We start from the raw sequence: 25,650 nt of genomic DNA on the forward strand, positions 1-25,650 counted from the left end.
CATGACCGAATTTATCGCGGCGTGCGTGCTATCCCTCGGCGCAGCAGATTGACGTTTACCGCCTGTGGCCCGGCGTGATGACCAGAACGCCCGTCGATCCTGATCCAGCTTCCGAGGCGGCCACATCAAGGCTGAAGCTTTCACCGGTTTTCAGCATTCCGGTGATGCGATTTCCTTGTGCTTGCGAAACACGCAGCCCGGCGTCTGCCGCCGCGATGGCATAGGCCTTCAGGAAATCATCGGCGCTCAGCGCGCTGCCGACGCGGTAAACAACCGGCGCATCGGGATTGTCCGGCGTGATCGACATGCCCAGCATCCGCGTTCCGGGCGGTGGCGGCATCCCGACGGCCGGCATCAGGGCTGCGCTCTCGTCGATAACGGTCGGCTTTCGGTCAGCCGGTGCGTTCGAAATCATCGACGCCGCCATTGCAGCCACGAAACAGAGGTTCAGCATCGTAGGTTTTCCTGTCCCGACATGCCCCGCCTTGTTCAAACATCGGCTGCTTTTCCCGACCGTGCAAGCCGTTACGTCACGGCCAGACCGTCACGCGCCCGGCTTTACCGCCCGTAGCGTCGCCACCTGTTGCTTGAAGGCACGCAGGCGCTCACCCGACAATTGTGCGACATTGGCAAAGGTGATCGATTTCGGATTCACCACCTGACCGTTCTTCCACACTTCCCAATGGACGTGCGGGCCAGTCGAGATGCCGGTCGAGCCGACATAGCCGATGACCTGCCCTTGGCGGACGCGCGTGCCCGAGCGAACGGCGAAACGGCTCATATGACCATAGGCGCTGGCCACGCCGCCGGCGTGGCGCAGCTTGACGAGGTTGCCATATCCACCCGAGCGGCCGGCGAACTGGACCACGCCGTCGAGCACGGCATAGATGGGCGCGCCATAGGGGGCGCCGATGTCGAGGCCCTTGTGCATGCGCATGAACCCGAGGAGCGGGTGCATGCGCCGTCCGTAGGAGGAGGTGATGCGACCAGCGACGGGCATGCCCATGAAGCCGCGCCGCTCGGTCTGACCCTTGGCGTCGAACCAGTCGGCACGGCCGCGCTCGCCCTCGAACCGGACCAGCTGGATCGACTTGCCGCCGCGGTCGAGCCCCGCGAACAGCAGCTGACCCAGCCGAACCTCGCCGGTGGCGGCACGTTCGCGTTCGACGATAAGGTCGAAGGTGTCGGCGGCACTGACGTCGCGGCCGATCGACAGGCGGGTGGCGAGCGCCTTGATGTAGCTTTCGACCGCCCTGGCGGGAGCGCCGGCGGCGCGGGCGGAGCGGTAGAGGCTGGCGCCGACGAGCCCCCGGATGCGCAGCGGGGTGGCGTCCACCGCGATCGGCTGGCGGGTCATGGAGAGGCCGTTCGCGGTACGCTCCAGGGTGAGCGCGAGGTCGAAGCGGGCGCGGAGGGTCAGTTTGTCGAGGGGGCGGGCGACGGAGCGGTTGGGGCGGCGGCCGAGGGTGAGGGCGAGGCGGGTGCCGGAGGGTATGGCGTTCGCATCCACCGCGCCGGCCACCAGATCGGCGGCGGCACGCGCATCGCTGCGCCCGACGCCGGCGCGCTGGAGGACGCTGGCAAGGCGATCGCCCTGCCCCATCGTCGCGGCCAGCTCCACCACCGGCCGTTCGGGCGCCTGGGCGAGCGGGGCGACCAGGTCGCCCGCACCCATGCGGCGGCCGGTGTCCGCGCCCCAGGCGAGCGGCGTGATCGTCTGTGCGCGCTGCTCCTCCCAGGCGGTGCCGGCGAGCGGCGCGGGGGTGGCGCCGGTGATCGGGCGGATGCCGGGGGCGAGCCACAAGGTGGTGGCGCACAGCGCGGTGCAGGTGGCGAGCCCGCGCCACCAGGTACGGCTGCCGATCTGGGTGCCGAGGTCAGGTGCCCAGTCGATACCGGCGGCGGCATCGCGCAGCCGGTCGATCGGGGTGGCGACCGCGGCCGGCCCGGTCAGCCGTCCGAATGGCCGTGCGGCCGTACCCCCGGCCAGTTCCAGTCCTTCAACCGTCCGTAAAAACACCGTCGGCCCCATGTCCACGCTCAAGCGGCGCCGAAATCCCCCCGGCGCCGTGTTTCGCCGTTGTGGCCGCCGCTTTCCTAAAGTCAAATGAAGGCACGGAAATCCGGGGCTTCGGTGCGGTCGGCCGTGGGGCGCGCGCGGCCGGGCGTCGCCCGTGCATTCCCGTCATTGCATGCGGGCACCCGAGTGCCGATGTTAGGGGCCATGACCAGCCGCGTATCGGGCGCCGTGACGGCCGTTCTTGGGCCGACCAACACCGGCAAGACGCATCTCGCGATCGAGCGGATGTGCGCGCATTCCAGTGGTATCATCGGCTTCCCGCTGCGCCTGCTGGCGCGGGAGGTGTATGACCGGGTGGTGGCGCTGAAGGGGCCGGACCAGGTGGCGCTCGTCACCGGCGAGGAAAAGATCGTGCCGCGCGACGCGCGCTGGTTCCTGTGCACCGCCGAGAGCATGCCGGACCGCGACGCCGCCTTTGTCGCGCTGGACGAGGCGCAACTGGGCGTGGACCCCGAGCGGGGCCATGTGTTCACCGACCGGTTGCTGCGCGCGCGCGGGCGCGAGGAGACGATGATCCTGGGATCGGAGGCGCTGCGCCCGATGATCAAGGCGCTGGTGCCCGATGCCGAGATCGTCAACCGGCCACGCTTTTCCACGCTGACCTATGCCGGCGCCAAGAAGATCAGTCGCCTGCCCAAGCGCTCCGCGATCGTCGCCTTCTCCGCGGAAGAAGTCTATGCGGTGGCCGAGATGCTGCGCCGCCTGCGTGGGGGCGCGGCGGTGGTGATGGGGGCGCTGTCACCGCGCACGCGCAACGCGCAGGTGGCGATGTTTCAGGCGGGCGAGGTCGATTATCTGGTCGCCACCGACGCGATCGGCATGGGCCTGAACATGGACGTGGCGCATGTCGCCTTTGCCGGGCTGTCCAAGTTCGACGGGCGGCGGCAGCGGCGGCTGACCGTGGCGGAAATGGCGCAGATCGCGGGGCGCGCCGGCCGGCACCAGCGCGACGGCACCTTTGGCGCGCTGGCCGACGAGGGGCCGGACGCGTTCCTGCCCGAAGAGATCACCGCGATCGAGGAACATCGCTTTCCCCGGCTGGAGCATCTGTTCTGGCGCGAGGGGGTGCCCGACCTGTCGAGCATCGATGCGCTGATCGCCAGCCTGGAGCGCCGCCCGCCGCCCGGTGTGCTGCGCGCCGCGCCGCTGGCGATGGACCTGCAGGTGTTCAAGCGGCTGGCCGACGAACGCTGGGTGCGCGACCGGGTGCGGGGCAAGGCGATGGTGGCGCGGCTATGGGCGGCGTGCGGCATTCCCGATTTCCGCAAGGTGGGGCTCGACCCCCATGCGCGCTTCGTGTCGCGCGTGTTCGGCTATCTGAGCGAGGGTTCGGGGCATGTGCCCCACCAATGGTTCGCGGACGAGATCGCGCGGCTGGATACGATGGCCGGTGATGTGGAAACACTGGCCGGGCGCCTCTCGGCGATCCGGAGCTGGGCCTATATCGCGCAGCGGGCGGACTGGCTGGCCGACCCCGCGCATTGGGCCGACCGGACCAAGGCGATCGAGGAACGGCTGTCCGACGGGTTGCACGCCAGCCTGACGCAGCGTTTCGTCGACAAGCGCACCACCGCGCTGATCCGGCAGATCGGTGCGGATGCGGCATCGCTGCCGGTGACCGTCGGGCCCGAGGGCGAAGTGCTGGTGGAGGATCACCCGATCGGGCGGCTGGAGGGGTTCCGCTTCACCGTCGAGCCGGGTGCACGCGCAGCCGACAAGCGGCTGTTGCTGGCGGCGGCGGAAAAACGGCTGGGCCACGAGCGCGCGCGCCGGGCGGAGGGACTGATGGCGGCCGAGCCGCGCGCCTTCACCCTGGACGACGAGGGCGGCGTGCTGTGGGAAGGGCATGGCGTGGCGCGGTTGAATGCGGGGCCGACGCCGGGGCGGCCGCAGGTGGTGCTGCACCGTGACCTGGAATGTCTGGACCGCGCCTTGCGGGAGCGGATCGCGGGTCGGATGGAACGCTGGCTGACCGAGGGGATCAGGCGGCATGTGCCGGGGCTTGCCGCACTTGCCGCCCTGGCGCGCGATCCGCAGGCGACGCCGGCACTGCGCGCGACGGCGGCGGCGCTGGAGGATCTGGGCGGGATTGCCCCCCGGATGCCGCAACGGGCGACCGTCGACACGCTGACCCAGCCCGATCGCAAGCGGCTGCGCCAGGCGGGCATCACTATCGGCGCGCTGGACCTGTTCGATGCACGGTTGTTGAAGCCCGAAGCAGCCCGCTGGCGCCGGGTGTTGCTGGGCCTGCACGGACGTGCGCCGACGCTGGCCGCGCCCGGCGCCACCGTTCTCGAACGCGGCGCGGCGGGTGCGGTGCTGGCCTCGGGGTTCCGGCCGCTCGGCGCGCAGGCGGTGCGGATCGATCTGGTCGAGCGGATCGCGCGCGCCGCGCACGATGCGCGCGCCGGGCGGACGCCGTTCACGCCCGATGCGGCGCTGGCGACCTCGATGGGACTGGACGGTGCGACGATCGCACGGCTGATGGCCGAACTGGGTTTTCGCCGGCTGGCCGCGGAGGCGGATGGCACCGATCGCTGGCGCTGGCACGGGCGACCGCCTGCCGCCAAGCAGCCCCCTGCCCGCCCCGCCCCCGACAACGCCTTTGCCGCGCTGGCGGACTGGCGGCCGCATGGTTGAGATGAATCGGGCTGAGATGGGTCGGGGTGAGACGGGTCGGGCCGACACGATGCGGCTGGACCGGTTCCTGTGGTGGGCGCGCCTGGCCAAGACGCGCAGCGCCGCGCAGGCGATCGCCAGCGATGGCCATTTGCGGCTGGACGGGCGCGCGATCGACCGCGCCCATGCCTGTGTGCGCGTCGGCAACGTGTTGACCTACATAGCGCATGGACGCGTGCGGGTGATCCGTGTAGAGGCGCTACCCGTCCGGCGTGGCCCGGCGCCCGAGGCGCAAGGCTGTTACACCGATCTGGAGACTGCTAACGTTTCGCAGCAGGCGCGTGTCGATTGACGCGAGCCGGAACGCGACATAGCAGCACCGCGTTACCCCCTCAGGAGTTTCCATGACCTACGTCGTCACCGATGCCTGCATCCGCTGCAAGTATATGGACTGCGTCGAGGTGTGCCCCGTGGATTGTTTCTACGAGGGCGAAAACATGCTCGTCATCAATCCATCCGAATGCATCGATTGCGGTGTATGCGAACCGGAATGCCCGGCCGAGGCGATCCTGCCCGACACCGAGAGCAATCTGGAGCAATGGCTGGAGCTGAACACCACCTTCTCCGCGCAGTGGCCCAACGTCACCCGCAAGCTGGACCAGACGCCGCCCGACGCGGATGCGATGAAGGGCGTGGAGAACAAGTACGAGCAGTTCTTCTCCGCCGAACCCGGCAAGGGCGACTGATCCAAGGCAAGATCCGGGTTTGACTGCTTCTATTGCGAAGCAGTTGCAGAGGTAGCGAGGATGGTGTAGGGGAACCCCTGCGCCACTACCGCGTTCGGGTCAGTCAAACTGACAGTTTGGCTAGTAATTTTGTTGCCGGCATGTTAAAAGGGGCCATGTCGGGCGAACTTCCATGACCTCGCCCGCCTTCTAGTGTTCGACCCCTCCTTCCCGACGGCTTTGTGAACGGTGTTATCCGTGAAACGGCGGTCGTGCGAAGGCCTTGATCCGGAAAGGCCCATCAATGGCTGCCAAGGCGCTCTCCTTCGATGTCGGTGATTATGTCGTGTACCCAAAGCATGGCGTGGGGCGCGTCATCGAGTTGCAAAAGCAGGAAATTGCGGGGCTCCAGCTCGAACTGTACGTGCTGCGTTTCGAAAAGGAGCGCATGACGCTCCGCGTGCCCACCAACAAGGCCGAATCGGTGGGTATGCGCAAGCTGTCGTCCGACAAGACGATGCGCGAGGCGATGGAAACGCTGAAGGGCAAGCCCAAGGTGAAGCGCACCATGTGGTCGCGCCGCGCGCAGGAATATGAGGCGAAGATCAATTCGGGCGACCTGGTGTCGATCGCCGAAGTGGTCCGCGACCTGTTCCGTGCCGACGACCAGCCCGAGCAGAGCTATTCCGAGCGCCAGATCTTCGAAGCGGCGACCAGCCGGCTGGCGCGCGAACTGGCCGCGATGGAAGAGGTGGACGAGCCGCGGGCCCAGGAGAAGATCCTGGAAATCCTGCGTGCCGCCGCTGCGATCTACAACAAGGAAAAGCCCGCCGCCTGACGTCATTCGTCCAGGCCAAGGCTTCGATGGGGCGGCTCCAATGCGGGGCCGCCCTTTTTCGTTTGGCGAGCAGACGGGCGACGTGTATTGTATGGGCAATACACAGGAGGATCGCCATGCGCCGCTTCGTTCCCGCTACCCTCATCCTGCTCGCCATCCCGGCCATGGCCTGCTCGTCCGAGCGGGCGGCGGAGGGCGGCACCAGCCGCAGCTATCCGGTGACCGGCTTTACCGGCATCGATGTCCGCGGTGCCGATTCGGTGGCGGTACAGGTCGGCCGCGGCTTTTCAATCCATGCGGAGGGTCCCGCCAGCGAACTGGACATGCTGCGCATCGAACGCAGCGGCGATACGCTGCGCGTCGGACGCGAGAAGCGTGGCGGCAACTGGTCCTCGCGCGGACGCGTGAAGGTGTTCGTGACGATGCCACGGATCAGCGACGCCGGCGTATCGGGATCGGGTTCGATGACGATCGACCGGGTCGAGGGGCCGAACTTCGACGCCAGCCTCGCCGGATCGGGGTCGCTGACCGTCGCGGCGCTGCGGGTGGAGCGGGCCGACCTGAACATCGCCGGGTCGGGCAGCGTGCAGGCTGCGGGAACGGCGGGGGCACTGCGCGCCAGCATCGCAGGGTCGGGCAGCGTTGCCGCACCGGCGCTGCGGGCAAGATCGGCGGAGGTGTCGATCGCCGGATCGGGCAGCGTCACCACACGGGTCGAAGGACCCGCCACCGTGTCGATCATGGGATCGGGCGATGCCGATCTGGGCCCGGACGCCCGGTGCACGACATCGCGCATGGGGTCCGGACGCGCACACTGCGGAGGATGATCGCTTGCCCCCCGGCGCTTGTCGGGGGAGGATCGCGGGTATGACGATAGCCCGTACCCTGCTGCTCCCATTGCTCCTCGCCCTGCCCGGCTGGGCGAGCGCGGCCGCTCGGCAGTTTCGATCGTATCCGGGTCGAGGGGGCGTACAAGGTGCAGGTCGTGACCGGGCGTTCGCCGCGCGCGGTGGTGTCGGGGGCGGCGGATGCGCTGGAGGGCGTGGAAGTGCGGGTCGACGGGCGCACGCTGCTGGTGCGCAAGGCGCGCGATACGCTGGGTGCCGGCTGGGGTCCGCGGCGGGCGACGCCGGTGACGGTCGCGGTGTCGGCGCTGGCGGTGAGCGCGGTGAGCGCCATGGCGGGCAGCGTGGTGACGGTGACCGCGACCCGGGGCGACCGGGTGGACCTGTCGGTGGCGGGTGCTGGATCGATCGCGGTGGAACGGGCCGAGACCCCGCAACTGACCGCGACGCTGATCGGGCCCGGTGCGATCACCATCGGCGGGCGGGCCGAACGGGCCAGGCTGACCACCAGCGGGACGGGTACGATCGATGCCGGGGCGCTGGATGCCGGCGATCTGACGATAGGGCGAGACGCGGGCGCGGGCGCGCTACACGGCGACGATCGCCAATATGGGGCTGGGCACGGTGACGGTCGCCGGGCGGCCGAAATGCCGGGTGGACGCGCCTGGCGGGGGCGCGGTGGTCTGCGGGGAGACGCGCTAGGCGCCCCCTGCCGCCTCAGCCTGCCGCGTCGGGATCGATCACCGCGGTCAGGCGGCGGGCGGCGCGGCGGGCATAGGCGAGCGTGCAGCGCTTGCGGACATGGGCGGCGAGCGGATGGGTATGCGCCTCGCGGACGATCGCGGCGTCGTAGCGGTCGGCAACGATGATGCCGGTGCGCTCCGGCAGGAAGGCGGGACCGTCGAGCGGCGACAGGTCGAACCCAGCCGGCATCGCCCAGAAGAAGCGGTCGCAATGATCGAGATAATCCGGCCACTTGCCGTCGCCGAGCAGATCGGCGCGCGACACCTTGATCTCGACGATGACGATCCGCCCCTTGGCATCGATCGCCATCAGGTCGGCACGACGCCCGCCCTCCAGCGGCACTTCGCCGATGGTGGTGAGATCGTGGCGGAGCAGCATCCGGGTCACGCCGCGCGCGACATCGGCGGCACAGAACGGCGAAGCGGGATCCTCGATGCAACTGGCGGGCGGCACGTCCAACATGCCACCCGCCATAGAACATTCACGGAACATGGCAAATCCCCAGCGTGCATGCCGCCGGGATCGTCACCAGCCGATCAGCGATAGAAGATGTGGTTGCCGATCGAGGCGATGCGCGTCAGGCGCGCGGCCGGGCGGCGATCGGGGGTGTTGAAATACAGCGCCTTGCCGACTTCGCTGTCCCAGGCCTCTGCCAGCGCGACCTTGGCGACGGCGACGGCGGTGCGATAGGCGGTGCGGCTTTCGTTGATGTCGGGAATTTCCCCGCCGCGCACGAAGCCGAACTGGCCCCGCTGCTTGATGACGTCGCACAGTTCGGAGGGGAACTGGCCCGAGCGGGCGCGATTAAGGACGACCTGCGCCACGGCAAGCTGGCCGGACAGGGGTTCGCCCTTGGATTCGAAGTAGATGGCGCCGGCGAGGCAGCGAAGCGCCTCATCATCGTCGCTCGCGGTCTGGGCGGCGACGGCTTCGGCCAGCGTGTCGTAATCGTCCGCCTCGGCATCCGAGAGATCGGGGGTCGCGGCCTGCACCGTCGTGGCGGTCTGCGGAACCGGAATCAAATCCGAGACGTTGATGGAAAAGGAAGCGGGAGTGAGCATCCCGATACCGGTCGCCGCGATCCCATTGGCATGGGTGGGTCGGGCCTGACCGGGTGTGCTGGTGCCGAGCAGACCGGCGACAGCGAGAGTCATGGTCGCGAACGCCGCGACCCGCTTGAAAACAGTCATTCACCAAAACGGACATGCGGTTGGATCACGGACCCGAGCGGCCAAGGCGCTCGTCCGGGCTTCCCCCCGACTGCGTAACCGATCCGGATCGCACCCGAATGCAGCACAACGCGTGTTTGCAATGACGCCTCGTGGCCGGAACGGTCCGTTCCGTCAACCTTGCCCGAGCGTTTCAGCGATGAATCGTTCCGGCTCCGGGACGTTCAGTTCGACGATCCAAAGGTCCGGATCCTGCGCACGGCGGCGCTGCGCGTAATTTCTGCTATCGTTTGCAGGCGTTACGTCGACCAATGTCGCGCGACCGTCGAAATCGAGCCGACGCTCCAGAAAACGCTCATCCCCACCGCGATCGACCGCGATCACCAGCAATCCGCCGGCGTCGCGATCGCCGCGCGCCATCACCATGCCCATGCGCCCACTGTCATTCGCTCGGCGGAGCAGCGCATCGACCAGCAGGCGGGTAGGAAGCCGCGCGGTCATGCCGTGCGATAGCCCGGCAGCGCCGCCAAGGCGATCTGCGAGCGCATGAAGGTGCCGGTGCCGCGGGCCACCTCCTCACCGCTCGCATCGACCAGCCGGGCGTCGGCCACGAACACGCGGCGCTGGCCGCTGATCCAGCGCCCCTCCGCCGTGACCGGCCCGGCCTTGAGCGGGCGGGTGAGCAGCAGGTTGAACTGCGTGGTCAGCAGGAAACGATCGGTGACCAGGCTGTTGGCGGCATAGAAGGCGGCATCGTCCAGCATCTTGAAGTAGCTGGTGCCATGCGCCGCACCCGCGGCGTGATAATGCCGTTCGTCCACCAGGAAGCGGATGCGGGCGAGGCCAGGGCCGGGCACCTCCAGCGTCGATTCGAACAGCCGGTTGATCGGGGCATGGGCGTAAAGCGATTCCAGCGCGCGGAAATGCGCCGCTTCGCCCTCAGGCGGCGTCACGCGCCTCGTCCTGCGTCAGGAGCGCCCAGAGCGCATCGGGCGAGCCGGCACCGCGCAACTTGGCGAGGAACGCCCGGTCGCGCATGCGCCGCGACACGCGGGCCAAAGCCTTCAAATGGTCCGATCCCGCCCCCACCGGCGAGAACAGGGCAAAGATGAGGTCGACGGGGACATCATCCACCGCCTGGAACTCGATCGGTTGCGCCAGACGTGCGAACACCGCGACGATCTGCGGCAATCCTTCCAGCTTGCCATGCGGAATGGCGACGCCGCCGCCGAACCCGGTCGATCCCAGCTTCTCGCGCTCCGCCAGCTTTTCGGCGACGACGCGCGGATCGAGCCCTGTCTGAAGGGCGGCGACGGACGCCAGTTGCTGGAAAAGACTTTTCTTGTTGGCGGCCGTGACGCCGGTCAGAACGGCATCATGGCGCAGCATATCGCTGAAATCGGTCATGGTCACTTCTCGGGTGCGCGCCCCCGCGCGAGACGCGCCATAGCGACCGGCGGGGGCTTGCGATAGATCAAGCCGCGCGGCTTGGCTCCACCCACCCGATCGTGCCGTCCCCACGGCGATAAACCATGTTGTAGGCGCCAGTGCCCGAATTCTTGAACAAAAGCGCCGCGGTATCGCGCAGATCGAGCATCATGACCGCATCCGAGACCGACGCGTCGGGAATATCGACGCGGGTTTCGGCGACGATCAGGGGTGCATCGCCCGCTTCCTGATCGTCATCGATCGTCTCGGCGAACAGCGTATAGCCGGCGTCATAGCCGATCGATTCGGCGATCTCGATCGCCTCGCTGGCGTTGCGATCCTTCAGGCGGCGGGCATAGCGGCGAAGCTGCTTTTCGATGCGGGTCGCCGCGCCGTCGAACGCGAGATGGGCATCCTGCGCGTCATGGCGCCCTTTCAGCACCAGCCCGCGGGTGACGTGCATCACGATGTCGCATTTGAAGCCGTTGTGCGGCCCCTTGCCGAAGGTCACCTCGGACGAGATGGTGCGGGCGAAATGCTTCTCGGCGATACCCTGAAGACGGTCGGTGACATGGGTCCCAAGGGCATCGCCCGTTTCGACCTGATGACCAGAAATCCGGATATCCATCGTCTTCTCCAATAAATAAGTCGGACGGTCCTTTTGGCCTGTCCCTTCAGTTCGGCGTCATCCGGACGCCCCGGCCCCCCAGATCGGATCAGTGATCTTCGCAAGAAACGCCGTGTGGGCGGCAAGTTCTCCCTCCGGCACGGTAAAAACGCGCGGCGGGCGCACCTTTGCCGCGGTGCGCACCGCCACGGGCGCTGCGGCCGCCTCCACCGTCTCGACCCCAAGGCCCAGACCGATCTGGCGACCGCCCATCAACTCGACATAGACCTGGGCGAGCAGTTGGGCGTCGAGCAGCGCGCCGTGCAGCACGCGGTGCGAGCGATCGATGCCGAAGCGCGAGCAGAGTGCGTCCAGGGTATGCTTGGCACCGGGATGCCGCTGGCGCGCGATGGCAAGCGTATCGACCATGCGGGTGCGCATGCACACCGGCGGAAAGCCGCATGCCTGCAACTCGCCGTTGATGAAGCCGAAGTCGAAGGTCGCGTTGTGCGCGATCAGCGGCGCATCGCCGATGAAGTCGAGCAGATCGGCCACGCCGGCGGCGAACACCGGCTTGTCCCTCAGGAACGCGTCGGATAGGCCATGGATCGCCTGTGCCTCGGGCGGCATGGGGCGTTCGGGATTGAAATAGGCGTGAAAGGTACGACCGGTTTCAACCCGGTTGACCATCTCGACACAGCCGATCTCGACCAGCCGGTCCCCTTCGGAAAATTTGAAGCCGGTAGTCTCGGTATCGAACACGATCTCGCGCATGAACAGACTATCGGCCTTCGCTGCTGCGTACGCAAGCGATCACCCGCTGCACCGCGGCGCGGGTTTCGGCGAGCGGCACATCGGTTGCGATAACATGATCGGCCCGCGCCCGCTTCTCGGCATCGGGCATCTGGCGGGCCAGAATCGCGTCCAGCTTGGCCGGGGTCATGCCGGGACGCGCCAGCACGCGGGCGCGTTGAACGTCCGGGGCTGCGGAGACGACGACGACGGCATCGACGGCACGGTCGCCACCGGTTTCGAACAACAGCGGCACGTCGAGCAGGACGACCGGCGCATCGGCATGGGCGGCGATGAAGGCGGCGCGTTCCTCGGCGACGGCGGGGTGGACGATCGCCTCCAGCCGGCGGATCGCGTGGCCGTCACCCAGCACCGCGGCGGACAAGCCCGGGCGGTCCACCCCCCCTGCCCCGGTGGTGCCGGGAAACGCCGCCTCGATCGCGGCAACGACGCGGCCGCCTGGGCCTTGCAGATGATGAACCGCGGCATCGGCGTCGAATACCGGCACGCCTTCCTCTCCAAACATCGCGGCCACCGTCGACTTGCCCATGCCGATCGAGCCGGTCAGGCCGAGCAGGATCATGCCGTCAGCCGGTCGCGCAGCTCGTCGTCCCGGTCGCGCGGCGGTGCGGCGCCGAAGAACAGCTCGAACGCGACCGCCGCCTGACCGACCAGCATCTCCAGCCCGTCGACCGTGTCGAGATTTCGCGCGCGCGCCGCGGCGAGCAGATCGGTTTCGAGCGGCGCATAGACGATGTCGTACACCACTGCGTCGTCGGGCAGTGCCGTGAGGTCGAGCGCCAGCGGCGGCTGGCCGGTCATGCCGAGGCTGGTTGCGTTGACCACCAGGGCCGAGGGCGGTGCTGCGGGTTGCAGCGGCAGCGCCTGTCCCTTCAGACCGAAGGAGGAGAGCAAAGCCGCTCCCTTCAACACGTTGCGGTTCATCAGCGTGACCGGGCCGACATCCATCCGGGCCAGCGCGAACAGGATCGCGCGGGCGGCGCCCCCTGCCCCGATCACCGTGACGGGCTTGCCCGCCAGATCGAGGTCGGCGATCGGTGCATAGAAGCCGGCGGCGTCGGTGTTGGTGCCGGTGAGCGTACCATTCTCCGCCCGGACGATCGTGTTGACCGCGCCGATCGAGCCCCGGACGTCGCCCGGGTCCTCGACCAGATCGAGTGCGGCCACCTTGTGCGGCACGGTGACGTTGCAACCGCGCCATGCCGGGTCGTTCCGCCGGCTCTCGATATAGCCGGGCAGCGCGTCAGGCGTGACATGCGTCGCGTGGTACTCGGCATCGATGCCGAGCGCATCCAGCCAGAAGCCGTGGATCAGCGGCGATTTGGAATGGGCGATCGGGTCGCCGATCACTTCGGCATAGGGCTTGGTCATGGGCCTGTCTTACGATCCTTCGCTGCCGGGAAGAAGCGTTCGGTTCGCGCAGAGGACGACGCCCTGCCTCGCAGCGGCATCAAAAAGTGCAGGGAGCACGCGCGCCATCCCATCTCCGCGTCTCTGCGTGAAAACCCTTCTTCGCGGCTTCGCGTCTTCGCGTGAATCAAAGCCGGGTTTCGGCCTCTCCGAACGAAAGTTGGTTCACGCGGAGGCGCGGAGGCGCGGAGAGTCTGTGCGGGGATATCGCGGTCGTTTCTCGCAAACGAAAGGGATAGCTGCCGCTTCGCGGCGGTATCTCTCTTTGCGCCGCTGCGCGCGGGAATCTCAGGCGGGCAGCACGCCGCGCGTGCGTAGATAGCCGACCACGGCGAGGAGCGGCAGGCCGAGGATGGTGAAGTGGCTGCCTTCGATCCGGGAGAAGAGCTGCACGCCCGGCCCCTCGATCCGGTAGCAGCCGACGCAGCCGCCGATCGCGGGCCATTCCCGATCCAGATACGCCTCGATGAAGGCGGGCGAGAGCGGGCGGACATGCATGCGTGCGCGCTCGACATGGCGCCAGACGGGGGCGCCGTGTTCGGCAATGACGGCGGCGCTCCACAATTCATGGACCTGACCGGACATGCGCGCGAGATGCTCGGCCGCTTCCTCGCGACTGGTCGGCTTGTCGAGCAGGGTGCCGTCGTGAAGCGCGACCACCGAGTCCGAGCCGAGGGTCAGGACGGGGCCGGCACGTTGCGACACCTTGATAGCCTTCAACTCGGCGAGTGCGTCGGCCAGGTCGCGTGGGGAGAGGCCGGCAAGCGCCGCCTTGGCCGCATCCTCGTCGACGCGGGCGGGCAGTGCCTCGAACGCGATGCCGGCGGCCTCCAGCATGGCGCGGCGCGAGGCGCTTTGCGAGGCGAGGACGATCATGCCGGTATCTCCGGGGCGGGGCGGCGCTGGTTGACCAGCGAGATGATCGCCGCGGCGGTTTCCTCAATCGAGCGGCGGGTGACGTCGATCACCGGCCAACCATTGTCGGCGAACATGCGCCTGGCGAACGCGATCTCGCGGTTGACCGCCTCCTGCTCGACATAATCGGTGTCGGGCGCCTGATTGAGCGACAACAGGCGGTTGCGCCGGATCGCGATCAGCCGGTCGGCACTGGTGGTCAGGCCGACGACGAGCGGGTGGCGCAGCGAGAAGAGCGCCGCCGGCGGCGGGCTTTCGACCACCACGGGAATGTTCGCGGTCTTGTAGCCGCGATTCGCCAGATAGATGGAGGTCGGCGTCTTGGACGAGCGGCTGACCCCGGCGAGGACGATGTCGGCCTCCTCCCATTCCTCCCACGCGATGCCGTCGTCATGCGCGATGGTGAACTGGATCGCGTCGACGCGGGCGAAATAGGCGGCGTCGAGGACGTGCTGGCGACCGGGGCGCATCTTGGCCTGTACGCCGAGCAGGCCGGACAGCGCCGCATTGACCGGATCGAGCGGCGCCACCGCAGGCAGCCCCAGCGCATGGCAGCGGCTTTCGAGGATGCGGCGGGTCGACGGGTTGACCAGCGTGTAGATCACCAGCCCGGGATTCTGCGCGATCTCCTGCAGGATACGCTCCAGATGCGTCTCGGTGCGCACCATCGGCCAGAAATGGCGAACGGTTTCGACATCGTCATATTGGGCAAGCGCCGCCTTCGCGATGTTCTCCAGCGTCTCGCCGGTGGAATCGGACAGCAGGTGCAGATGGAGTCGCGTGCTCATGCCGCCGTGGGAGACTCTGTGGATAACATGGGCGCAAGCGCTAGCGCACTGGGGATTAACCGCCAAGCCGGCGCGTGGCTGGGGATAAGAGTCGATTCATCCACACCGGTTTCCACAGTGAAGGATTCTATCCACAGCCTGTGAGTCATGGGAATCCTGACTCCGAATCCCGCGGATTCATGCGGGCGCAGCGAGTCAAGCTGTTGGCATTTTGGGGAGGGACGCATAATCCCGGATTCTCACGCGCCAACTACCTCAACATCCCTTTTCAGAATCTTCTTTATAGAAAGAAGGAGGTCGTCCTGACCCTCGCCCCGATCGGCACCGAAGTTCACGGAAATGCTGTCAAGCCCTTGCTTTCCGTATTGAAAGGTAAAGTCGCAGCCGTGCCGCCCCTGTGGCTGATGCGGCAGGCGGGCCGGTACCTGCCCGAATATCGCGCACTGCGAGCCGACAAGGGCGGCTTTCTCGCCCTGGCGACCGACCCGGAGGCGGCGGCCGAAGTGACGATGCAGCCGATCCGGCGTTTCGGCTTCGACGGCGCGATCCTGTTTTCCGACATATTGATGGTGCCCTGGGCACTGGGCCAGGACCTGACCTTCGGACCCGGAGAAGGGCCGCGGCTGAGCCCGGCGCTGGTCGATGCCCGGCTGGAGGCGCTGGCGGGCGTGCCGGAGCGCCTCGACCCCGTCTATGCGACCGTTGCCCGCGTCGCGGCGCAATTGCCGCCACAGACCAGCTTTCTGGGCTTTGCCGGCTCTCCCTGGACGGTTGCCACCTATATGGTCGCGGGCCGCGGATCGAAGGACCAAGGCGAGACGCGCGCCTTTGCCTATGCCGACCCGCAGGCTTTCCAGGCGATCGTCGATGCGATCGTGGCGATGACGGTGGAGTATCTGGCGCAGCAGATCGCGAACGGCGTAGAGGCGGTGCAACTGTTCGACAGCTGGGCGGGATCGCTGAGCCCGGCGCAGTTCGAACGCTGGGTGATCGCGCCCAACGCGGCGATCGTCTCGGCCTTGCGCGCGCGCTGCCCCGGCGTGCCGATCATCGGCTTTCCCAAGGGCGCGGGCGCCAAGCTGCCCGCCTATGCGCGCGAGACCGGCGTCGACGCGGTCGGGCTGGACGAGACGGTCGATCCCGCCTGGGCGAACGGCGCGCTGCCGGAGGGGATGCCGGTCCAGGGCAATCTCGATCCGCTGGCGCTGATCGCCGGCGGCCGGGAACTGGACGCGGCGGTCGACCGTATCATTGCCGCACTGTCGGGGCGGCCGCACATCTTCAACCTGGGCCACGGCATCCTGCCGCATACGCCGATCGCGCATGTCGAACACCTTATCCACCATATCCGGAGTTCCCGATGACCGGCCTGCTCGGTGCCGCCTATGACTGGGTGAAAGCGGCGCACCTGATCTTCGTGATCTTCTGGATGGCGGGGCTGTTCATGCTGCCGCGATACCTGGTCTATCATCAGGAGGCGCTGGCGGCGGGGCGCACCGAGGAAGCCGCGCTGTGGACCGAGCGCGAGGGCAAGATCCGGTCGATCATCCTGACCCCGGCGATGCTGGTCGTCTGGGTGCTGGGCCTGCTGCTGGCGGCACATCTGGGGCTGTTTTCCGGTGTGCCCGGGCTGGGCTGGCTGCACCTGAAGCTGGTCTTCGTCCTGCTGCTCACCGGCTATCACGGCTGGACGGTCGCCTATGCCAGAAAGCTGGCCGCGGAGCGGCCGACGCTGCAGGGGCGGCAGTTGCGGATGCTGAACGAGGTGCCGGCCCTCGCCGTGACGCTGATCGTCGTGCTGGTGATCGTGAAGCCCTTCTGATGCGTGCTTGACTTGGGGACGCGCCAAACCTAACTCCTTCCCCAAGCCTTGCGGCGTCCTGTCGCGATGGCTCTGCCTTATCCCGCCTCGTTTCGCTGCGATCCTCGCCGACCGACGCCCTCCGACCATCCGGACGACCCCATGCATCTCAAAGACCTGAAGAAGAAGACTCCTGCCGACCTCGTGCAACTGGCCGAGGAGCTTGGTGTCGAGAGCGCGTCGACGCTGCGCAAGCAGGACCTTCTGTTCGCCATCCTGAAGGAACAGGCGGAGAAGGGCGACCAGATCATGGGGCTGGGCACGATCGAGGTGCTGCCCGATGGTTTCGGCTTCCTGCGCAGCCCCGAGGCCAATTATCTGGCCGGGCCCGACGACATCTATGTCTCCCCCAACCAGGTCCGCAAGCACGGCCTGCGCACCGGCGACACGGTGGAAGGCGAGATTCGCGCGCCCAAGGATGGCGAGCGCTATTTCGCGCTGGTGAAGCTGACCTCCGTCAACTTCGACGACCCGGAAGCGGTGCGCCACCGCGTCAACTTCGACAATCTGACGCCGCTCTATCCCGAGCAGAAGCTGATCCTCGACCCGGCCGATCCGACCCAGAAGGACAAGTCGGCGCGGGTCATCGATATCGTCAGCCCACAGGGCAAGGGACAGCGCACGCTGATCGTGGCGCCGCCGCGCGTCGGCAAGACGGTGATGCTCCAGAACATCGCGCGCGCGATCTCGGACAATCACCCGGAGGTCTTCCTGATCGTGCTGCTGATCGACGAGCGGCCCGAGGAAGTGACCGACATGCAGCGTTCGGTGAAGGGTGAGGTCGTATCCTCCACCTTCGACGAGCCGGCGCAGCGCCACGTGCAGGTCGCCGAGATGGTGATCGAAAAGGCCAAGCGCCTCGTCGAGCACAAGAAGGATGTGGTGATCCTGCTCGACTCGATCACGCGTCTGGGCCGCGCCTACAACACCGTGGTGCCGTCGTCGGGCAAGGTGCTGACCGGCGGTGTCGATGCCAATGCGCTCCAGCGGCCCAAGCGCTTCTTCGGCGCGGCCCGCAACATCGAGGAGGGCGGCTCGCTTTCCATCATCGCCACCGCGCTCATCGACACGGGCAGCCGCATGGACGAGGTGATCTTCGAAGAGTTCAAGGGCACCGGCAACTCGGAAATCGTGCTGGACCGCAAGGTGGCGGACAAGCGCATCTTCCCGGCGCTGGACGTGGGCAAGTCGGGCACCCGCAAGGAGGAGCTGCTGGTCCAGAAGGACAAGCTGTCCAAGATGTGGGTCCTGCGCCGCATCCTGATGCAGATGGGCACCATCGATGCGATGGAGTTCCTGCTCGACAAGATGAAGAATTCCAAGACCAACGAGGATTTCTTCGACTCGATGAATCAGTAAGCGTCGAACGCTACACCCAAATGGTGGGTCGAATGGGTTCGTGGAGGTCCGCCCTCCGCGAACCCATTCGCGTTTTGGCGCGTTAGCCGCACGATCCCATCCCCTTTCGGGATCAGTGCCGTTTCCAAGCGCGGCACGGCCGCGCCCCTGCGTAGTTGGTGGCGCGGCCAAACCGTGTCGGCGATAAATGGGTAAGGTTTAGGGGCGCCCGCGGCCGCCGCCGGTCCCCGGTGCGCCGGCGCCGGCGCCAGGTGCGCCGACCGAGCCAATATTGCCGAACAGGTCCTGGAAGAAGCCGCGCTTGCGACCCAGGGTCGGCGTCGTCTTGCCATCCGGCGTGATGGACGCGACCTGTTCGATCCCGCCGCGGCGGATCGTGGTGACGTTGCCGGCCTGGTCGAAGCTGATCTGCAAGGTGATCTGCGCCTGCGCCTTGGGCTTGGTGAAGCCGAGGTTGCGGCTGTCGCGGGCGACATAATACCAGTCGCCCCCTTCGAACTGGCTGGTGATCGTCGGCTGGCCCAGCGTCTGGAGCACCGACTGGCGATTGTCGACGCCCGGCTGGACCGAATTGACCAGATCGGTATCCACCACATAACCCTGATGCGAGCGCAGCGGCGTGCAGGCCGCACTCGCCAGCGCGAGCCCGATGCCCAGGGCGACCAGCCGGGGGGAAGAAACGCTCATCATCATCTCCGGGCCGGAAAACGCGGCCGTTGAGCCCTTGGAAACAGCCCGGCCGATTGCATCGGCCGTCGATCGATCCGATAGGCGAGGATGGGGGCGGGCACAAGCATCGTCCATGGTAGCGGCAAGGGGGCGAGGATGGGTCTGATGCACAAGCTGTTCGGGCAGGGGCCCGGAGGGCTGTTCGGGCAGGGGCCCGGAGGGCTGTTCGGGCCGAAGCCGCAACCGGCGCTGGCGCTGTATAATGCGGTGGTGGCGCGGGGGCGGGAGCCGCACTGGTATGTGGAGGGCGCGGTGCCCGACACGGTGGACGGCCGTTTCGACATGATCGCAGCGGTGCTGGCGATGGTGTTGCTGCGACTGGAGACCGAACCCGCCGGCGCGGCGCCGGCGGCACAGGTGACCGAGCGGTTCGTCGACGACATGGATGGCCAGTTGCGCGAGATCGGCATCGGCGACATCGTGGTGGGCAAGCATATCGGGCGGATGATGGCGATGCTGGGCGGACGGCTGGGTGCCTATCGCGATGGCATTGCGGGCGGCGACCTGGGGCCTGCCCTGGTGCGCAACCTGTATCGCGGCGAGGCACCGGACCCGCTGGCGGTGGCGCATGTCAGCACCCATTTGATGGGCTTGCGCGAGACACTGGCCGGCGTATCGGTCGCGCGCCTGATCGATGGAGACCTGCCGTGACCCCCGAATGGAGCCGCCCCGAACGCCTGGATGCGATCGGCGAGCGCGACAAACCCGTGCATATCGAAGCGGATGAGGGCGAGCGTACAGCGCTGGCGCGGCGGTTCGGATTGAAGGCGGTGGAAAGGCTGGCGGCCGATCTGGTGGTGCGGCGCGATGCGGCGGGCGTGCTGGTGACGGGGCGCGTGCGCGGCGATGTGGTGCAGGCGTGCGGCGTGACCGACGAGCCGGTGCCCGCGGTGGTGGACGAAGAGGTGGCGTTGCGCTTCGTCGAGGCGCTGGACGGCGAGGAAGAGGTGGAGCTGTCCGCCGATGCGATGGACGTGGTGGTGATCGAGGGCGGCGCAATCGACCTTGGCGAAGCGGCGGCCGAGACGATGGCGCTGGCGCTGGACCCGTTCCCGCGCAGCCCGAACGCGGCACAGGTCCTGCGCGCGGCGGGGGTGATCAGCGAGGACGAGGTCCAGCCGATGAACGCGTTTGCCGGGTTGAAGGACAAGCTGGCCGGGCGCTGATGGCTACGGCGTGTCCGGGCCGAGGGTGGGATCGAGATCGCGGGGGCGGACGAAGCGGGTCAGCACCGCGCCGCCGGGGATAACCTGCGACCAATGGTCCACGTCGAAGGTCAGTTCGGCGACGCTGGCGGTGGGATATTTCTCCGCCACCGCGTCGCGAAAGGCGCTGGCGCGGGCGAGCTTGAGAACCAGATCCTCCAGCCCCGGATTATGTCCGACGAGCAGCACGCGCGCCGCGGCATCGGGTAGCCGGACGATGCCGTCGAGCAGCGTCGCGGCGGAGGCGAGATACATGCGCTGGTCCCACACCGGCTCGCGCCGGCGGCCATAGCCGTCCCACACCTCGTCCAGCGTTTCCATGACGCGCACCGCGGGCGAGGCATAGACACGGTCGAATTCGAGTGCCGAGTGGCGCAGGTGCCGGCCGATCATCCCCGCGGCACGGCGCCCCTTGGTATTCAGTGGCCGATCGAAATCGCGGGCCACGGCATCGTCCCAGCCGGATTTGGCATGGCGGAGCAGCGTCAGCGTCTTCATCGGGCGCGTTGTCTCCGTGGTTCAGGCGGGTTCGTGCGCTCCATGCCCGATCGGCGCGTCGGAGGAAAGCCGCGCCGTGACGCAGGCCACCGCTTCATCGAGCGTGACGCGGCGGATGGCAACGCCGGGCGGAAAGGCATCGAGCAGGCGCGAGGGCATGGCGGCGGAGAGCAGCACAAAGGCACCGCGATCGTCCGCCCGGCGGATCAGCCGCCCGAACGCCTGCGCCAGACGCGCGCGGACGATACGATCGTCATAGGCGCTGCCGCCGCCGGCCAGCTTGCGCGCGGCATGCAGCACGGTGGGCTTGGGCCAGGGTACCCCCTCCATCACCACCAGCCGCAGCGATTCGCCGGGAACGTCGACGCCGTCGCGCAGCGCATCGGTGCCGAGCAGCGAGGCGGCCGGATCGTCGCGAAAGATGTCGACCAGCGTGCCGGTGTCGATCGGATCGACATGCTGTGCATGGAGGGCAAGACCCTCGCGTGCCAGCCGGTCGGCGATCCGGCCATGCACGCCGCGCAACCGGCGGATCGCGGTGAACAGCCCGAGCGTGCCGCCGCGGGCCGCCATGATGAGCCGGGCATAGGCGTTGGCAAGGGCGGGGATGTCGCCGCGCTTCACATCGGTGACGATCAGCACCTCGGACCGATCGGGATAGTCGAACGGGCTGGCGGCGGTGAAATGGGCGGGGCCACGGGCCAGATGCGGGGCGCCGGTACGGGCCTCCGCCACGCTCCAGTCGCCGCCGCCGGTGAGTGTCGCGGAGGTGACAAGCGCACCATGCGCCGGCTTCAGCACGATTTCGGCAAAGGGGCGGGTAGGGTCGAGCCAGTGGCGGTGCAGGCCGATGTCATATTCGCGCCCCTCCACCCGGTCGACCGCCAGCCAGTCGACGAAATCGGGATCGGCGGGGCCACCGACGCGCGCGAGCAGCGACAGCCACGCCGCCACCGTCTCGGCGCGCCAGGCGAGCGAGGCGATCGCCCCCTCGACCCGCGCACGCGCCGGTCCGTCGAGCCAGTCGGGCGCCTCGGTCAACACCGCCTCCAACCGGCGGCCGAGCGCGACCAGCGGGCGGAGCAGCGCGTCGAGCGCGTGGGCGGCGGGGGCCGCAGCCTCGATCAACTCGGGGCTGGGCTCGGCAAGCTCGGTTTCCAGGCCGTAGCCGGCATCGCCCGGCTGCTCGGCGCGCGCGAAGGTCAGCCCGCGCACTGCGGCGAGCAGCGTTTCGACGGGTCCGAAGGGTTGCCCCTCCGCCACGCGGCCGAGCCAGCCCTCCGAGGCGAGTCCCTGCGCGGCGGTGACAGCGTCGGCGATGGCGCGGTTGCCGCCCTCGTCATAGCTGGCGACATCGGACAGGCGCGCGGCCAGGCCGCGGCGACGACCGCGGCTGCCCGCCTCCGGCCCCAGTACCCAGCGGCGCAGCTCGATCGTCTCGGCACCGGTGAGCGCGGTGGCGAACATCGAATCAGCGGCATCGAACAGGTGATGCCCCTCGTCGAAGACGTAGCGGGTCGGGCGGGTGGCAAGTTCGCGGCCGCGCGCGGCGTTGACCATGACCAGCGCATGGTTGGCGATGACGATATCGGCCTGGGCGGAGGCACGCGCGGCATGCTCGATGAAGCATTTGCGATAATGCGGGCAGCCGGCATAGACGCACTCGCCGCGCCGGTCGGTCAGCGCGGCGGGGCCGTTGCGGCGGAACAGCGTCGGCAACCAGCCGGGCAGGTCGCCGCCGACCATGTCGCCGTCCGCGCTATATGCCGCCCAGCGCGCCACCAGTTGCGCCAGAATGGCGGCGCGGCCGGCAAAGCCGCCTTGCAGCGCATCCTCCAGGTTGAGCAGGCACAGATAGTTCTCGCGACCTTTACGCGTCACCACGCGTTCGCGGCGGATCGCGGCGTCGGGGAACAGGCGCTGCGTCTCCACGCTCAACTGGCGTTGCAGCGCCTTGGTAAAGGTGGAGATCCAGACCGGACCGCCGGCACGTTCCGCCCACAGGCTGGCGGGTGCGAGATACCCGAGCGTCTTGCCGATCCCGGTGCCCGCCTCCGCCAATACCATATTCGGTGCCTCGCGCACGATGCGCGGGGCGAAGGCGGCGCTGGCGGCGGCGGCATAGGCGCGCTGGCCGGGGCGTTCCTCCGCACCATGACCGGTCAGCGTCGCCAGTCGCGCCTCCGCCTCCGGCGGTTCCATGGGCACGGGGCGGGGGGCGGGGCGGGGGGGCTGTTCCTCCCATTCCGGCAGCTTGCTGAACAGCCAGCGTTCGTTGACCCGCGGCTTGGCCAGGCGCGGCGCGATCAGCGGTGCCCAGGGCCAGCGCAGGCGGGTCAGGCTTTGCGCCGCGGTCCAGGCGCCCTCCCGCTCGGGCCAGTCGCCATCCGGCACGGCGAGCAGCGTCGCGGCCGCGTCACGCAGAAACGCGGCGACCGCATCCTCCTGCATCGGCACGGGGAGATCGATGGCGCGTGCCAGCCCCTTGGGCGTCGGCACCGCGAACCGCGCCGGAAAGAGAAAGGCATAGAGTTCGAGCAGGTCGAGCCCCGATAGGTCGGCATAGCCCAGCCGCTGACCCGTCAACGCGGCGTTGAGCAGGATCACCGGCGTTTCCGACGCGATGCCGATCGCCTCGCCGCGCGACACCGCACGCGTCCCCTCCGCCGTGGCGATCCAGATGCCGCTATGGCTGGCGTGGAGAGCGGGATGGGGAAAGGACATCGCGTCCGATATCGGCGCGACGGAACGGATTGGCAACACGGGAAGAACTGGTCAGACGATCCCGGTGCCGTCGATGGTGAGGGTCAGCGTCGCGCTGTCGAGGGGGCCGGAAAGAGGGCAGGAACGGGCTTGCGTGAATACGCCATCCTGCGGCGCCCAGAACTGGTGCACGATGGCGGATCGCACGTCGATCACCCACAATTCCGGGATGCTTGCAGCGGCGTAAAGGTCGCGTTTGGTAGACAGGTCGTGGCGCAGTGTCGTGTCAGACACCTCCGCCAGCAACGCGACATCGACATGGGCGAGATACCCGTCGCGGACTGGCAGATGGGCAATCACGATATCGGGCTCGGGGGCATCGTGCGGCGGCAGGGCCACCGTTGGTCCGATCATCGTTGCCAGATCGAGATGACGGTGGCGGATGGCCTGATCGAACGCGAAGGCCAGCCGGGTATTGACCAGTGCATGGCGGCTTTGTTGCGGGCTCATCTCGACGATCGTCCCCCCAATCAGTTCAGCATGACGACGCCGGGCCAGCGCGCCGGCAAGGTCCAGCGCACGAAACTCCTCCACGGTCAGTTTGACCGGTCTGGGGGCATCCAGTGGAACGATCGGGTCCATCAAATGCATCATAGCATTTGCGCACCGCGCGCCAAAGCGCCAGATGCGGGGGCGTCATGACCGATACCGATCTCCGCTCCGTCGCCCTAGAGTCCAAGGCCTGGCCGTATGAGGAAGCGCGCAAGCTGCTCAAGCGCTATCCGAACGGCAAGCCGAGCAAGGATGGCACGCCGGCGCCCGTGCTGTTCGAAACCGGCTATGGCCCGTCGGGCCTGCCGCATATCGGCACCTTCAACGAGGTGCTGCGCACCACCATGGTGCGCAACGCCTTTCACACGCTGTCCGACCAGCCGACGCGGCTGATCGCGTTTTCGGACGACATGGACGGGCTGCGCAAGGTGCCCGACAATGTGCCCAACCAAGCGATGCTGGCCGAGCATCTCGGCAAGCCGCTGACCCAGGTGCCCGACCCGTTCGAGAAGTTCGACAGCTTTGCCGCGCATAACAATGCGCGGTTGCGCGAATTCCTCGATCGCTTCGGCTTCGATTATGAATTCGCCTCGTCCACCGATTATTATGGTTCGGGCAGGTTCGACGATGCGCTGCGTCTGGTGTTGCGCCATTTCCAGGGCATTCAGGACGTGATGCTGCCGACGCTGCGCGCCGAGCGGCGGGCGACCTATTCGCCGGTGCTGCCGATCAGTCCCAAGACGGGCGTCGTGCTGCAGGTGCCGGTCGAGGTGATCGATGCGGACGCGGGGATCATCGCCTTTACCGATGCGGATGGCGAGCGGATCGAGCAGTCGGCGCTGGGTGGCCTGTCCAAGCTGCAATGGAAGGTCGACTGGGCGATGCGCTGGGTCGCGCTGGGCGTCGATTACGAGATGGCGGGCAAGGATCTGATCGATTCGGTCACCCAGTCGTCCAGGATCGCGCGCGTGCTGGGCGGACGCCCGCCCGAGGGCTTCAACTACGAGATGTTCCTGGACGAACATGGCGAAAAGATCTCCAAGTCCAAGGGCAATGGCCTGAGCCTCGACCAGTGGCTGACCTATGGGCCGGAGGAGAGCCTGGCGTTCTTCGCCTACCGCGAGCCGAAAAAGGCCAAGCAGCTCCACATGGGCGTGATCCCGCGCGCGGTGGACGAATATTGGCAGTTCCGCGGCAATTATACCGGGCAGGACGCCAAGCAGCGGTTGGGCAATCCGGTGCACCACATCCATGACGGCAAGGTGCCCGCCGAAACGTTGCCGGTGACGTTCGGGCTGCTGCTGAACCTCGCCAGCCTGCCCGGCGTCGGCGATCGCGACACGATGTGGGCGTTCCTGCACCGCTACGACCCGACCTTGTCGGCGGAAACGCATCCGGCGCTCGACCGCCTGATCGGCTATGCGGTGGCCTATGGCTGCGACTTCGTGGCGCCGACGCTCAACCGGCGTGCGCCGACGGCGGCGGAGGCACAGGCGCTGCGCGAGCTGGACGACGTTCTCGCCAAGGACGACGGCACGGGCCGCGATGACGAGGACCCGGCCGCGGTGCTGCAGAACCATGTCTATGAGATCGGCAAGGCCCATTACGGCAAGGAGGGCTTACGCGACTGGTTCAAGGTGCTGTACGAGACCTTGCTGGGTTCCGAGCAGGGGCCGCGCATGGGCAGCTTCTTTGCGCTGTACGGCGTGGAAAATTCGCGGCGGTTGATCGCAGAGGCCCTGGCGCGGGCCGCGTGAGCGGG

The 25,650-nt window shown here is 67.8% G+C and carries 28 protein-coding genes and 1 pseudogene; 12 read left to right on the plus strand and 17 right to left on the minus strand.

Annotation, left to right across the window (positions count from 1 at the left end; genetic code table 11):
* Nucleotides 1-55 precede the first annotated feature (55 nt).
* Both NPJ82_RS00720 and NPJ82_RS00725 read right to left on the minus strand, forming a co-directional pair.
* Nucleotides 56-454, minus strand: a complete 399-nt coding sequence (locus tag NPJ82_RS00720) for a hypothetical protein (protein ID WP_342658024.1) — start codon at nucleotides 452-454, stop codon at nucleotides 56-58.
* 90 nt (nucleotides 455-544) lie between these two features.
* Nucleotides 545-2,020, minus strand: coding sequence for a M23 family metallopeptidase (locus tag NPJ82_RS00725; protein WP_342658025.1), 1,476 nt, complete (start codon nucleotides 2,018-2,020; stop codon nucleotides 545-547).
* A gap of 204 nt (nucleotides 2,021-2,224) precedes the next feature.
* Between NPJ82_RS00725 and NPJ82_RS00730 the strand changes: the two genes are divergently transcribed.
* The 6 genes and pseudogenes from NPJ82_RS00730 to NPJ82_RS00755 form a co-directional block, all read left to right on the plus strand.
* Nucleotides 2,225-4,720, plus strand: coding sequence for a helicase-related protein (locus NPJ82_RS00730; protein ID WP_342658026.1), 2,496 nt, complete (start codon nucleotides 2,225-2,227; stop codon nucleotides 4,718-4,720).
* 16 nt (nucleotides 4,721-4,736) lie between these two features.
* A complete protein-coding gene (locus tag NPJ82_RS00735) occupies nucleotides 4,737-5,051 on the plus strand; it encodes a S4 domain-containing protein (protein WP_342658027.1) in 315 nt (104 codons plus the stop codon).
* Between the two features lie 52 nt (nucleotides 5,052-5,103).
* Entirely contained in the window at nucleotides 5,104-5,445 is a 342-nt protein-coding gene (gene fdxA / locus NPJ82_RS00740; protein WP_112383910.1) for a ferredoxin FdxA, read from the plus strand.
* A gap of 283 nt (nucleotides 5,446-5,728) precedes the next feature.
* Nucleotides 5,729-6,262, plus strand: a complete 534-nt coding sequence (locus tag NPJ82_RS00745) for a CarD family transcriptional regulator (protein WP_112383911.1) — start codon at nucleotides 5,729-5,731, stop codon at nucleotides 6,260-6,262.
* Nucleotides 6,263-6,378: 116 nt separating this feature from the next.
* Nucleotides 6,379-7,089, plus strand: coding sequence for a head GIN domain-containing protein (locus tag NPJ82_RS00750; RefSeq protein ID WP_342658028.1), 711 nt, complete (start codon nucleotides 6,379-6,381; stop codon nucleotides 7,087-7,089).
* Nucleotides 7,090-7,247: 158 nt separating this feature from the next.
* A pseudogene (locus NPJ82_RS00755) lies at nucleotides 7,248-7,625 on the plus strand (DUF2807 domain-containing protein); the annotation flags it as partial.
* Between the two features lie 199 nt (nucleotides 7,626-7,824).
* On the opposite strand, the gene NPJ82_RS00760 reads toward NPJ82_RS00755, so the two are convergent.
* From NPJ82_RS00760 to NPJ82_RS00810, 11 genes are all read right to left on the minus strand, one after another.
* Nucleotides 7,825-8,313, minus strand: a complete 489-nt coding sequence (locus tag NPJ82_RS00760; protein ID WP_342658029.1) for an MmcB family DNA repair protein — start codon at nucleotides 8,311-8,313, stop codon at nucleotides 7,825-7,827.
* Nucleotides 8,314-8,387: 74 nt separating this feature from the next.
* Complete coding sequence (locus NPJ82_RS00765) at nucleotides 8,388-9,005, minus strand: cell wall hydrolase (RefSeq protein WP_342658030.1); 618 nt, start codon at nucleotides 9,003-9,005, stop codon at nucleotides 8,388-8,390.
* 189 nt (nucleotides 9,006-9,194) lie between these two features.
* The gene (locus NPJ82_RS00770) at nucleotides 9,195-9,521 is read right to left on the minus strand and encodes a DUF1491 family protein (RefSeq protein WP_342658031.1); all 327 of its coding nucleotides are present in this window, start codon (nucleotides 9,519-9,521) and stop codon (nucleotides 9,195-9,197) included.
* Nucleotides 9,518-9,973: a PaaI family thioesterase gene (locus tag NPJ82_RS00775; protein WP_149681402.1), complete on the minus strand. Its 456-nt coding sequence runs from the start codon at nucleotides 9,971-9,973 to the stop codon at nucleotides 9,518-9,520. Before NPJ82_RS00775 ends, NPJ82_RS00770 begins: the two co-directional genes overlap by 4 nt.
* A complete protein-coding gene (locus tag NPJ82_RS00780) occupies nucleotides 9,960-10,427 on the minus strand; it encodes a PTS sugar transporter subunit IIA (RefSeq protein WP_149681403.1) in 468 nt (155 codons plus the stop codon). Before NPJ82_RS00780 ends, NPJ82_RS00775 begins: the two co-directional genes overlap by 14 nt.
* Before the next feature lie 67 nt (nucleotides 10,428-10,494).
* Complete coding sequence (gene raiA, locus NPJ82_RS00785; RefSeq protein WP_112383917.1) at nucleotides 10,495-11,076, minus strand: ribosome-associated translation inhibitor RaiA; 582 nt, start codon at nucleotides 11,074-11,076, stop codon at nucleotides 10,495-10,497.
* 57 nt (nucleotides 11,077-11,133) lie between these two features.
* Nucleotides 11,134-11,829 carry a DNA polymerase III subunit epsilon gene (gene dnaQ, locus NPJ82_RS00790; protein ID WP_112383918.1) on the minus strand — a complete coding sequence of 232 codons (696 nt, stop codon included), beginning with the start codon at nucleotides 11,827-11,829 and terminating at the stop codon, nucleotides 11,134-11,136.
* Between the two features lie 7 nt (nucleotides 11,830-11,836).
* Complete coding sequence (coaE, locus tag NPJ82_RS00795; RefSeq protein WP_342658032.1) at nucleotides 11,837-12,430, minus strand: dephospho-CoA kinase; 594 nt, start codon at nucleotides 12,428-12,430, stop codon at nucleotides 11,837-11,839.
* Nucleotides 12,427-13,239 carry a shikimate dehydrogenase gene (gene aroE, locus NPJ82_RS00800; RefSeq protein ID WP_342658033.1) on the minus strand — a complete coding sequence of 271 codons (813 nt, stop codon included), beginning with the start codon at nucleotides 13,237-13,239 and terminating at the stop codon, nucleotides 12,427-12,429. The genes coaE and aroE overlap by 4 nt, the downstream gene beginning before the upstream one ends.
* Before the next feature lie 327 nt (nucleotides 13,240-13,566).
* Entirely contained in the window at nucleotides 13,567-14,154 is a 588-nt protein-coding gene (locus NPJ82_RS00805; protein WP_342658034.1) for a nucleoside triphosphate pyrophosphatase, read from the minus strand.
* Entirely contained in the window at nucleotides 14,151-14,981 is an 831-nt protein-coding gene (locus tag NPJ82_RS00810) for a pyruvate, water dikinase regulatory protein (protein WP_149681407.1), read from the minus strand. The genes NPJ82_RS00805 and NPJ82_RS00810 overlap by 4 nt, the downstream gene beginning before the upstream one ends.
* Before the next feature lie 317 nt (nucleotides 14,982-15,298).
* On the opposite strand from NPJ82_RS00810, the gene hemE reads away from it, so the two are divergent.
* From hemE to rho, 3 genes are all read left to right on the plus strand, one after another.
* Nucleotides 15,299-16,345: a uroporphyrinogen decarboxylase gene (hemE, locus tag NPJ82_RS00815; protein ID WP_342659048.1), complete on the plus strand. Its 1,047-nt coding sequence runs from the start codon at nucleotides 15,299-15,301 to the stop codon at nucleotides 16,343-16,345.
* Nucleotides 16,342-16,803 (plus strand): CopD family protein, encoded by a 462-nt coding sequence (locus NPJ82_RS00820; protein WP_342658035.1) that lies wholly within the window; start codon nucleotides 16,342-16,344, stop codon nucleotides 16,801-16,803. The genes hemE and NPJ82_RS00820 overlap by 4 nt, the downstream gene beginning before the upstream one ends.
* Before the next feature lie 141 nt (nucleotides 16,804-16,944).
* A complete protein-coding gene (gene rho / locus NPJ82_RS00825) occupies nucleotides 16,945-18,201 on the plus strand; it encodes a transcription termination factor Rho (protein WP_112383925.1) in 1,257 nt (418 codons plus the stop codon).
* Nucleotides 18,202-18,399: 198 nt separating this feature from the next.
* On the opposite strand, the gene bamE is transcribed toward rho, so the two are convergent.
* The gene (gene bamE, locus NPJ82_RS00830) at nucleotides 18,400-18,894 is read right to left on the minus strand and encodes an outer membrane protein assembly factor BamE (protein WP_112383926.1); all 495 of its coding nucleotides are present in this window, start codon (nucleotides 18,892-18,894) and stop codon (nucleotides 18,400-18,402) included.
* Nucleotides 18,895-19,035: 141 nt separating this feature from the next.
* Here bamE and NPJ82_RS00835 point away from each other — a divergent pair, with 141 nt between their 5' ends.
* Together NPJ82_RS00835 and NPJ82_RS00840 are read left to right on the plus strand one after the other, a co-directional pair.
* Entirely contained in the window at nucleotides 19,036-19,581 is a 546-nt protein-coding gene (locus tag NPJ82_RS00835) for a ubiquinol-cytochrome C chaperone family protein (RefSeq protein WP_342659049.1), read from the plus strand.
* On the plus strand, nucleotides 19,578-20,096 hold the full coding sequence (locus tag NPJ82_RS00840) for a DUF177 domain-containing protein (protein WP_342658036.1): 519 nt from the start codon (nucleotides 19,578-19,580) through the stop codon (nucleotides 20,094-20,096). Before NPJ82_RS00835 ends, NPJ82_RS00840 begins: the two co-directional genes overlap by 4 nt.
* A gap of 3 nt (nucleotides 20,097-20,099) precedes the next feature.
* Here NPJ82_RS00840 and NPJ82_RS00845 read toward each other — a convergent pair whose 3' ends face one another.
* From NPJ82_RS00845 to NPJ82_RS00855, 3 genes are read right to left on the minus strand one after another with little or no spacing between them, the layout of a single operon-like run.
* Nucleotides 20,100-20,633, minus strand: a complete 534-nt coding sequence (locus NPJ82_RS00845) for a histidine phosphatase family protein (RefSeq protein WP_342658037.1) — start codon at nucleotides 20,631-20,633, stop codon at nucleotides 20,100-20,102.
* A gap of 21 nt (nucleotides 20,634-20,654) precedes the next feature.
* The gene (locus NPJ82_RS00850) at nucleotides 20,655-23,357 is read right to left on the minus strand and encodes an ATP-dependent DNA helicase (protein WP_342658038.1); all 2,703 of its coding nucleotides are present in this window, start codon (nucleotides 23,355-23,357) and stop codon (nucleotides 20,655-20,657) included.
* Nucleotides 23,358-23,408: 51 nt separating this feature from the next.
* Nucleotides 23,409-23,978: a Uma2 family endonuclease gene (locus NPJ82_RS00855; protein ID WP_342658039.1), complete on the minus strand. Its 570-nt coding sequence runs from the start codon at nucleotides 23,976-23,978 to the stop codon at nucleotides 23,409-23,411.
* Between the two features lie 56 nt (nucleotides 23,979-24,034).
* On the opposite strand from NPJ82_RS00855, the gene NPJ82_RS00860 reads away from it, so the two are divergent.
* Nucleotides 24,035-25,645: a lysine--tRNA ligase gene (locus tag NPJ82_RS00860; protein ID WP_342658040.1), complete on the plus strand. Its 1,611-nt coding sequence runs from the start codon at nucleotides 24,035-24,037 to the stop codon at nucleotides 25,643-25,645.
* Nucleotides 25,646-25,650: the final 5 nt, after the last annotated feature.

Origin of the sequence: Sphingomonas sp. NY01, assembly GCF_038809135.1 — a bacterium.
GTDB lineage: Bacteria > Pseudomonadota > Alphaproteobacteria > Sphingomonadales > Sphingomonadaceae > Sphingomonas > Sphingomonas carotinifaciens.

Bases quoted from the DNA above. Each gene is read 5' to 3' on its own strand.
- NPJ82_RS00720 (WP_342658024.1), bottom strand. From the start codon at position 454: ATGCTGAACCTCTGTTTCGTGGCTGCAATGGCGGCGTCGATGATTTCG.
- NPJ82_RS00730 (WP_342658026.1), top strand. From the start codon at position 2,225: ATGACCAGCCGCGTATCGGGCGCCGTGACGGCCGTTCTTGGGCCGACC.
- NPJ82_RS00735 (WP_342658027.1), top strand. From the start codon at position 4,737: ATGGGTCGGGGTGAGACGGGTCGGGCCGACACGATGCGGCTGGACCGG.
- fdxA (WP_112383910.1), top strand. From the start codon at position 5,104: ATGACCTACGTCGTCACCGATGCCTGCATCCGCTGCAAGTATATGGAC.
- NPJ82_RS00745 (WP_112383911.1), top strand. From the start codon at position 5,729: ATGGCTGCCAAGGCGCTCTCCTTCGATGTCGGTGATTATGTCGTGTAC.
- NPJ82_RS00750 (WP_342658028.1), top strand. From the start codon at position 6,379: ATGCGCCGCTTCGTTCCCGCTACCCTCATCCTGCTCGCCATCCCGGCC.
- NPJ82_RS00760 (WP_342658029.1), bottom strand. From the start codon at position 8,313: ATGTTGGACGTGCCGCCCGCCAGTTGCATCGAGGATCCCGCTTCGCCG.
- NPJ82_RS00765 (WP_342658030.1), bottom strand. From the start codon at position 9,005: ATGACTCTCGCTGTCGCCGGTCTGCTCGGCACCAGCACACCCGGTCAG.
- NPJ82_RS00770 (WP_342658031.1), bottom strand. From the start codon at position 9,521: ATGACCGCGCGGCTTCCTACCCGCCTGCTGGTCGATGCGCTGCTCCGC.
- NPJ82_RS00780 (WP_149681403.1), bottom strand. From the start codon at position 10,427: ATGACCGATTTCAGCGATATGCTGCGCCATGATGCCGTTCTGACCGGC.
- raiA (WP_112383917.1), bottom strand. From the start codon at position 11,076: ATGGATATCCGGATTTCTGGTCATCAGGTCGAAACGGGCGATGCCCTT.
- dnaQ (WP_112383918.1), bottom strand. From the start codon at position 11,829: ATGCGCGAGATCGTGTTCGATACCGAGACTACCGGCTTCAAATTTTCC.
- coaE (WP_342658032.1), bottom strand. From the start codon at position 12,430: ATGATCCTGCTCGGCCTGACCGGCTCGATCGGCATGGGCAAGTCGACG.
- aroE (WP_342658033.1), bottom strand. From the start codon at position 13,239: ATGACCAAGCCCTATGCCGAAGTGATCGGCGACCCGATCGCCCATTCC.
- NPJ82_RS00805 (WP_342658034.1), bottom strand. From the start codon at position 14,154: ATGATCGTCCTCGCCTCGCAAAGCGCCTCGCGCCGCGCCATGCTGGAG.
- NPJ82_RS00810 (WP_149681407.1), bottom strand. From the start codon at position 14,981: ATGAGCACGCGACTCCATCTGCACCTGCTGTCCGATTCCACCGGCGAG.
- NPJ82_RS00820 (WP_342658035.1), top strand. From the start codon at position 16,342: ATGACCGGCCTGCTCGGTGCCGCCTATGACTGGGTGAAAGCGGCGCAC.
- rho (WP_112383925.1), top strand. From the start codon at position 16,945: ATGCATCTCAAAGACCTGAAGAAGAAGACTCCTGCCGACCTCGTGCAA.
- bamE (WP_112383926.1), bottom strand. From the start codon at position 18,894: ATGATGATGAGCGTTTCTTCCCCCCGGCTGGTCGCCCTGGGCATCGGG.
- NPJ82_RS00835 (WP_342659049.1), top strand. From the start codon at position 19,036: ATGCACAAGCTGTTCGGGCAGGGGCCCGGAGGGCTGTTCGGGCAGGGG.
- NPJ82_RS00845 (WP_342658037.1), bottom strand. From the start codon at position 20,633: ATGAAGACGCTGACGCTGCTCCGCCATGCCAAATCCGGCTGGGACGAT.
- NPJ82_RS00850 (WP_342658038.1), bottom strand. From the start codon at position 23,357: ATGTCCTTTCCCCATCCCGCTCTCCACGCCAGCCATAGCGGCATCTGG.
- NPJ82_RS00855 (WP_342658039.1), bottom strand. From the start codon at position 23,978: ATGGACCCGATCGTTCCACTGGATGCCCCCAGACCGGTCAAACTGACC.
- NPJ82_RS00860 (WP_342658040.1), top strand. From the start codon at position 24,035: ATGACCGATACCGATCTCCGCTCCGTCGCCCTAGAGTCCAAGGCCTGG.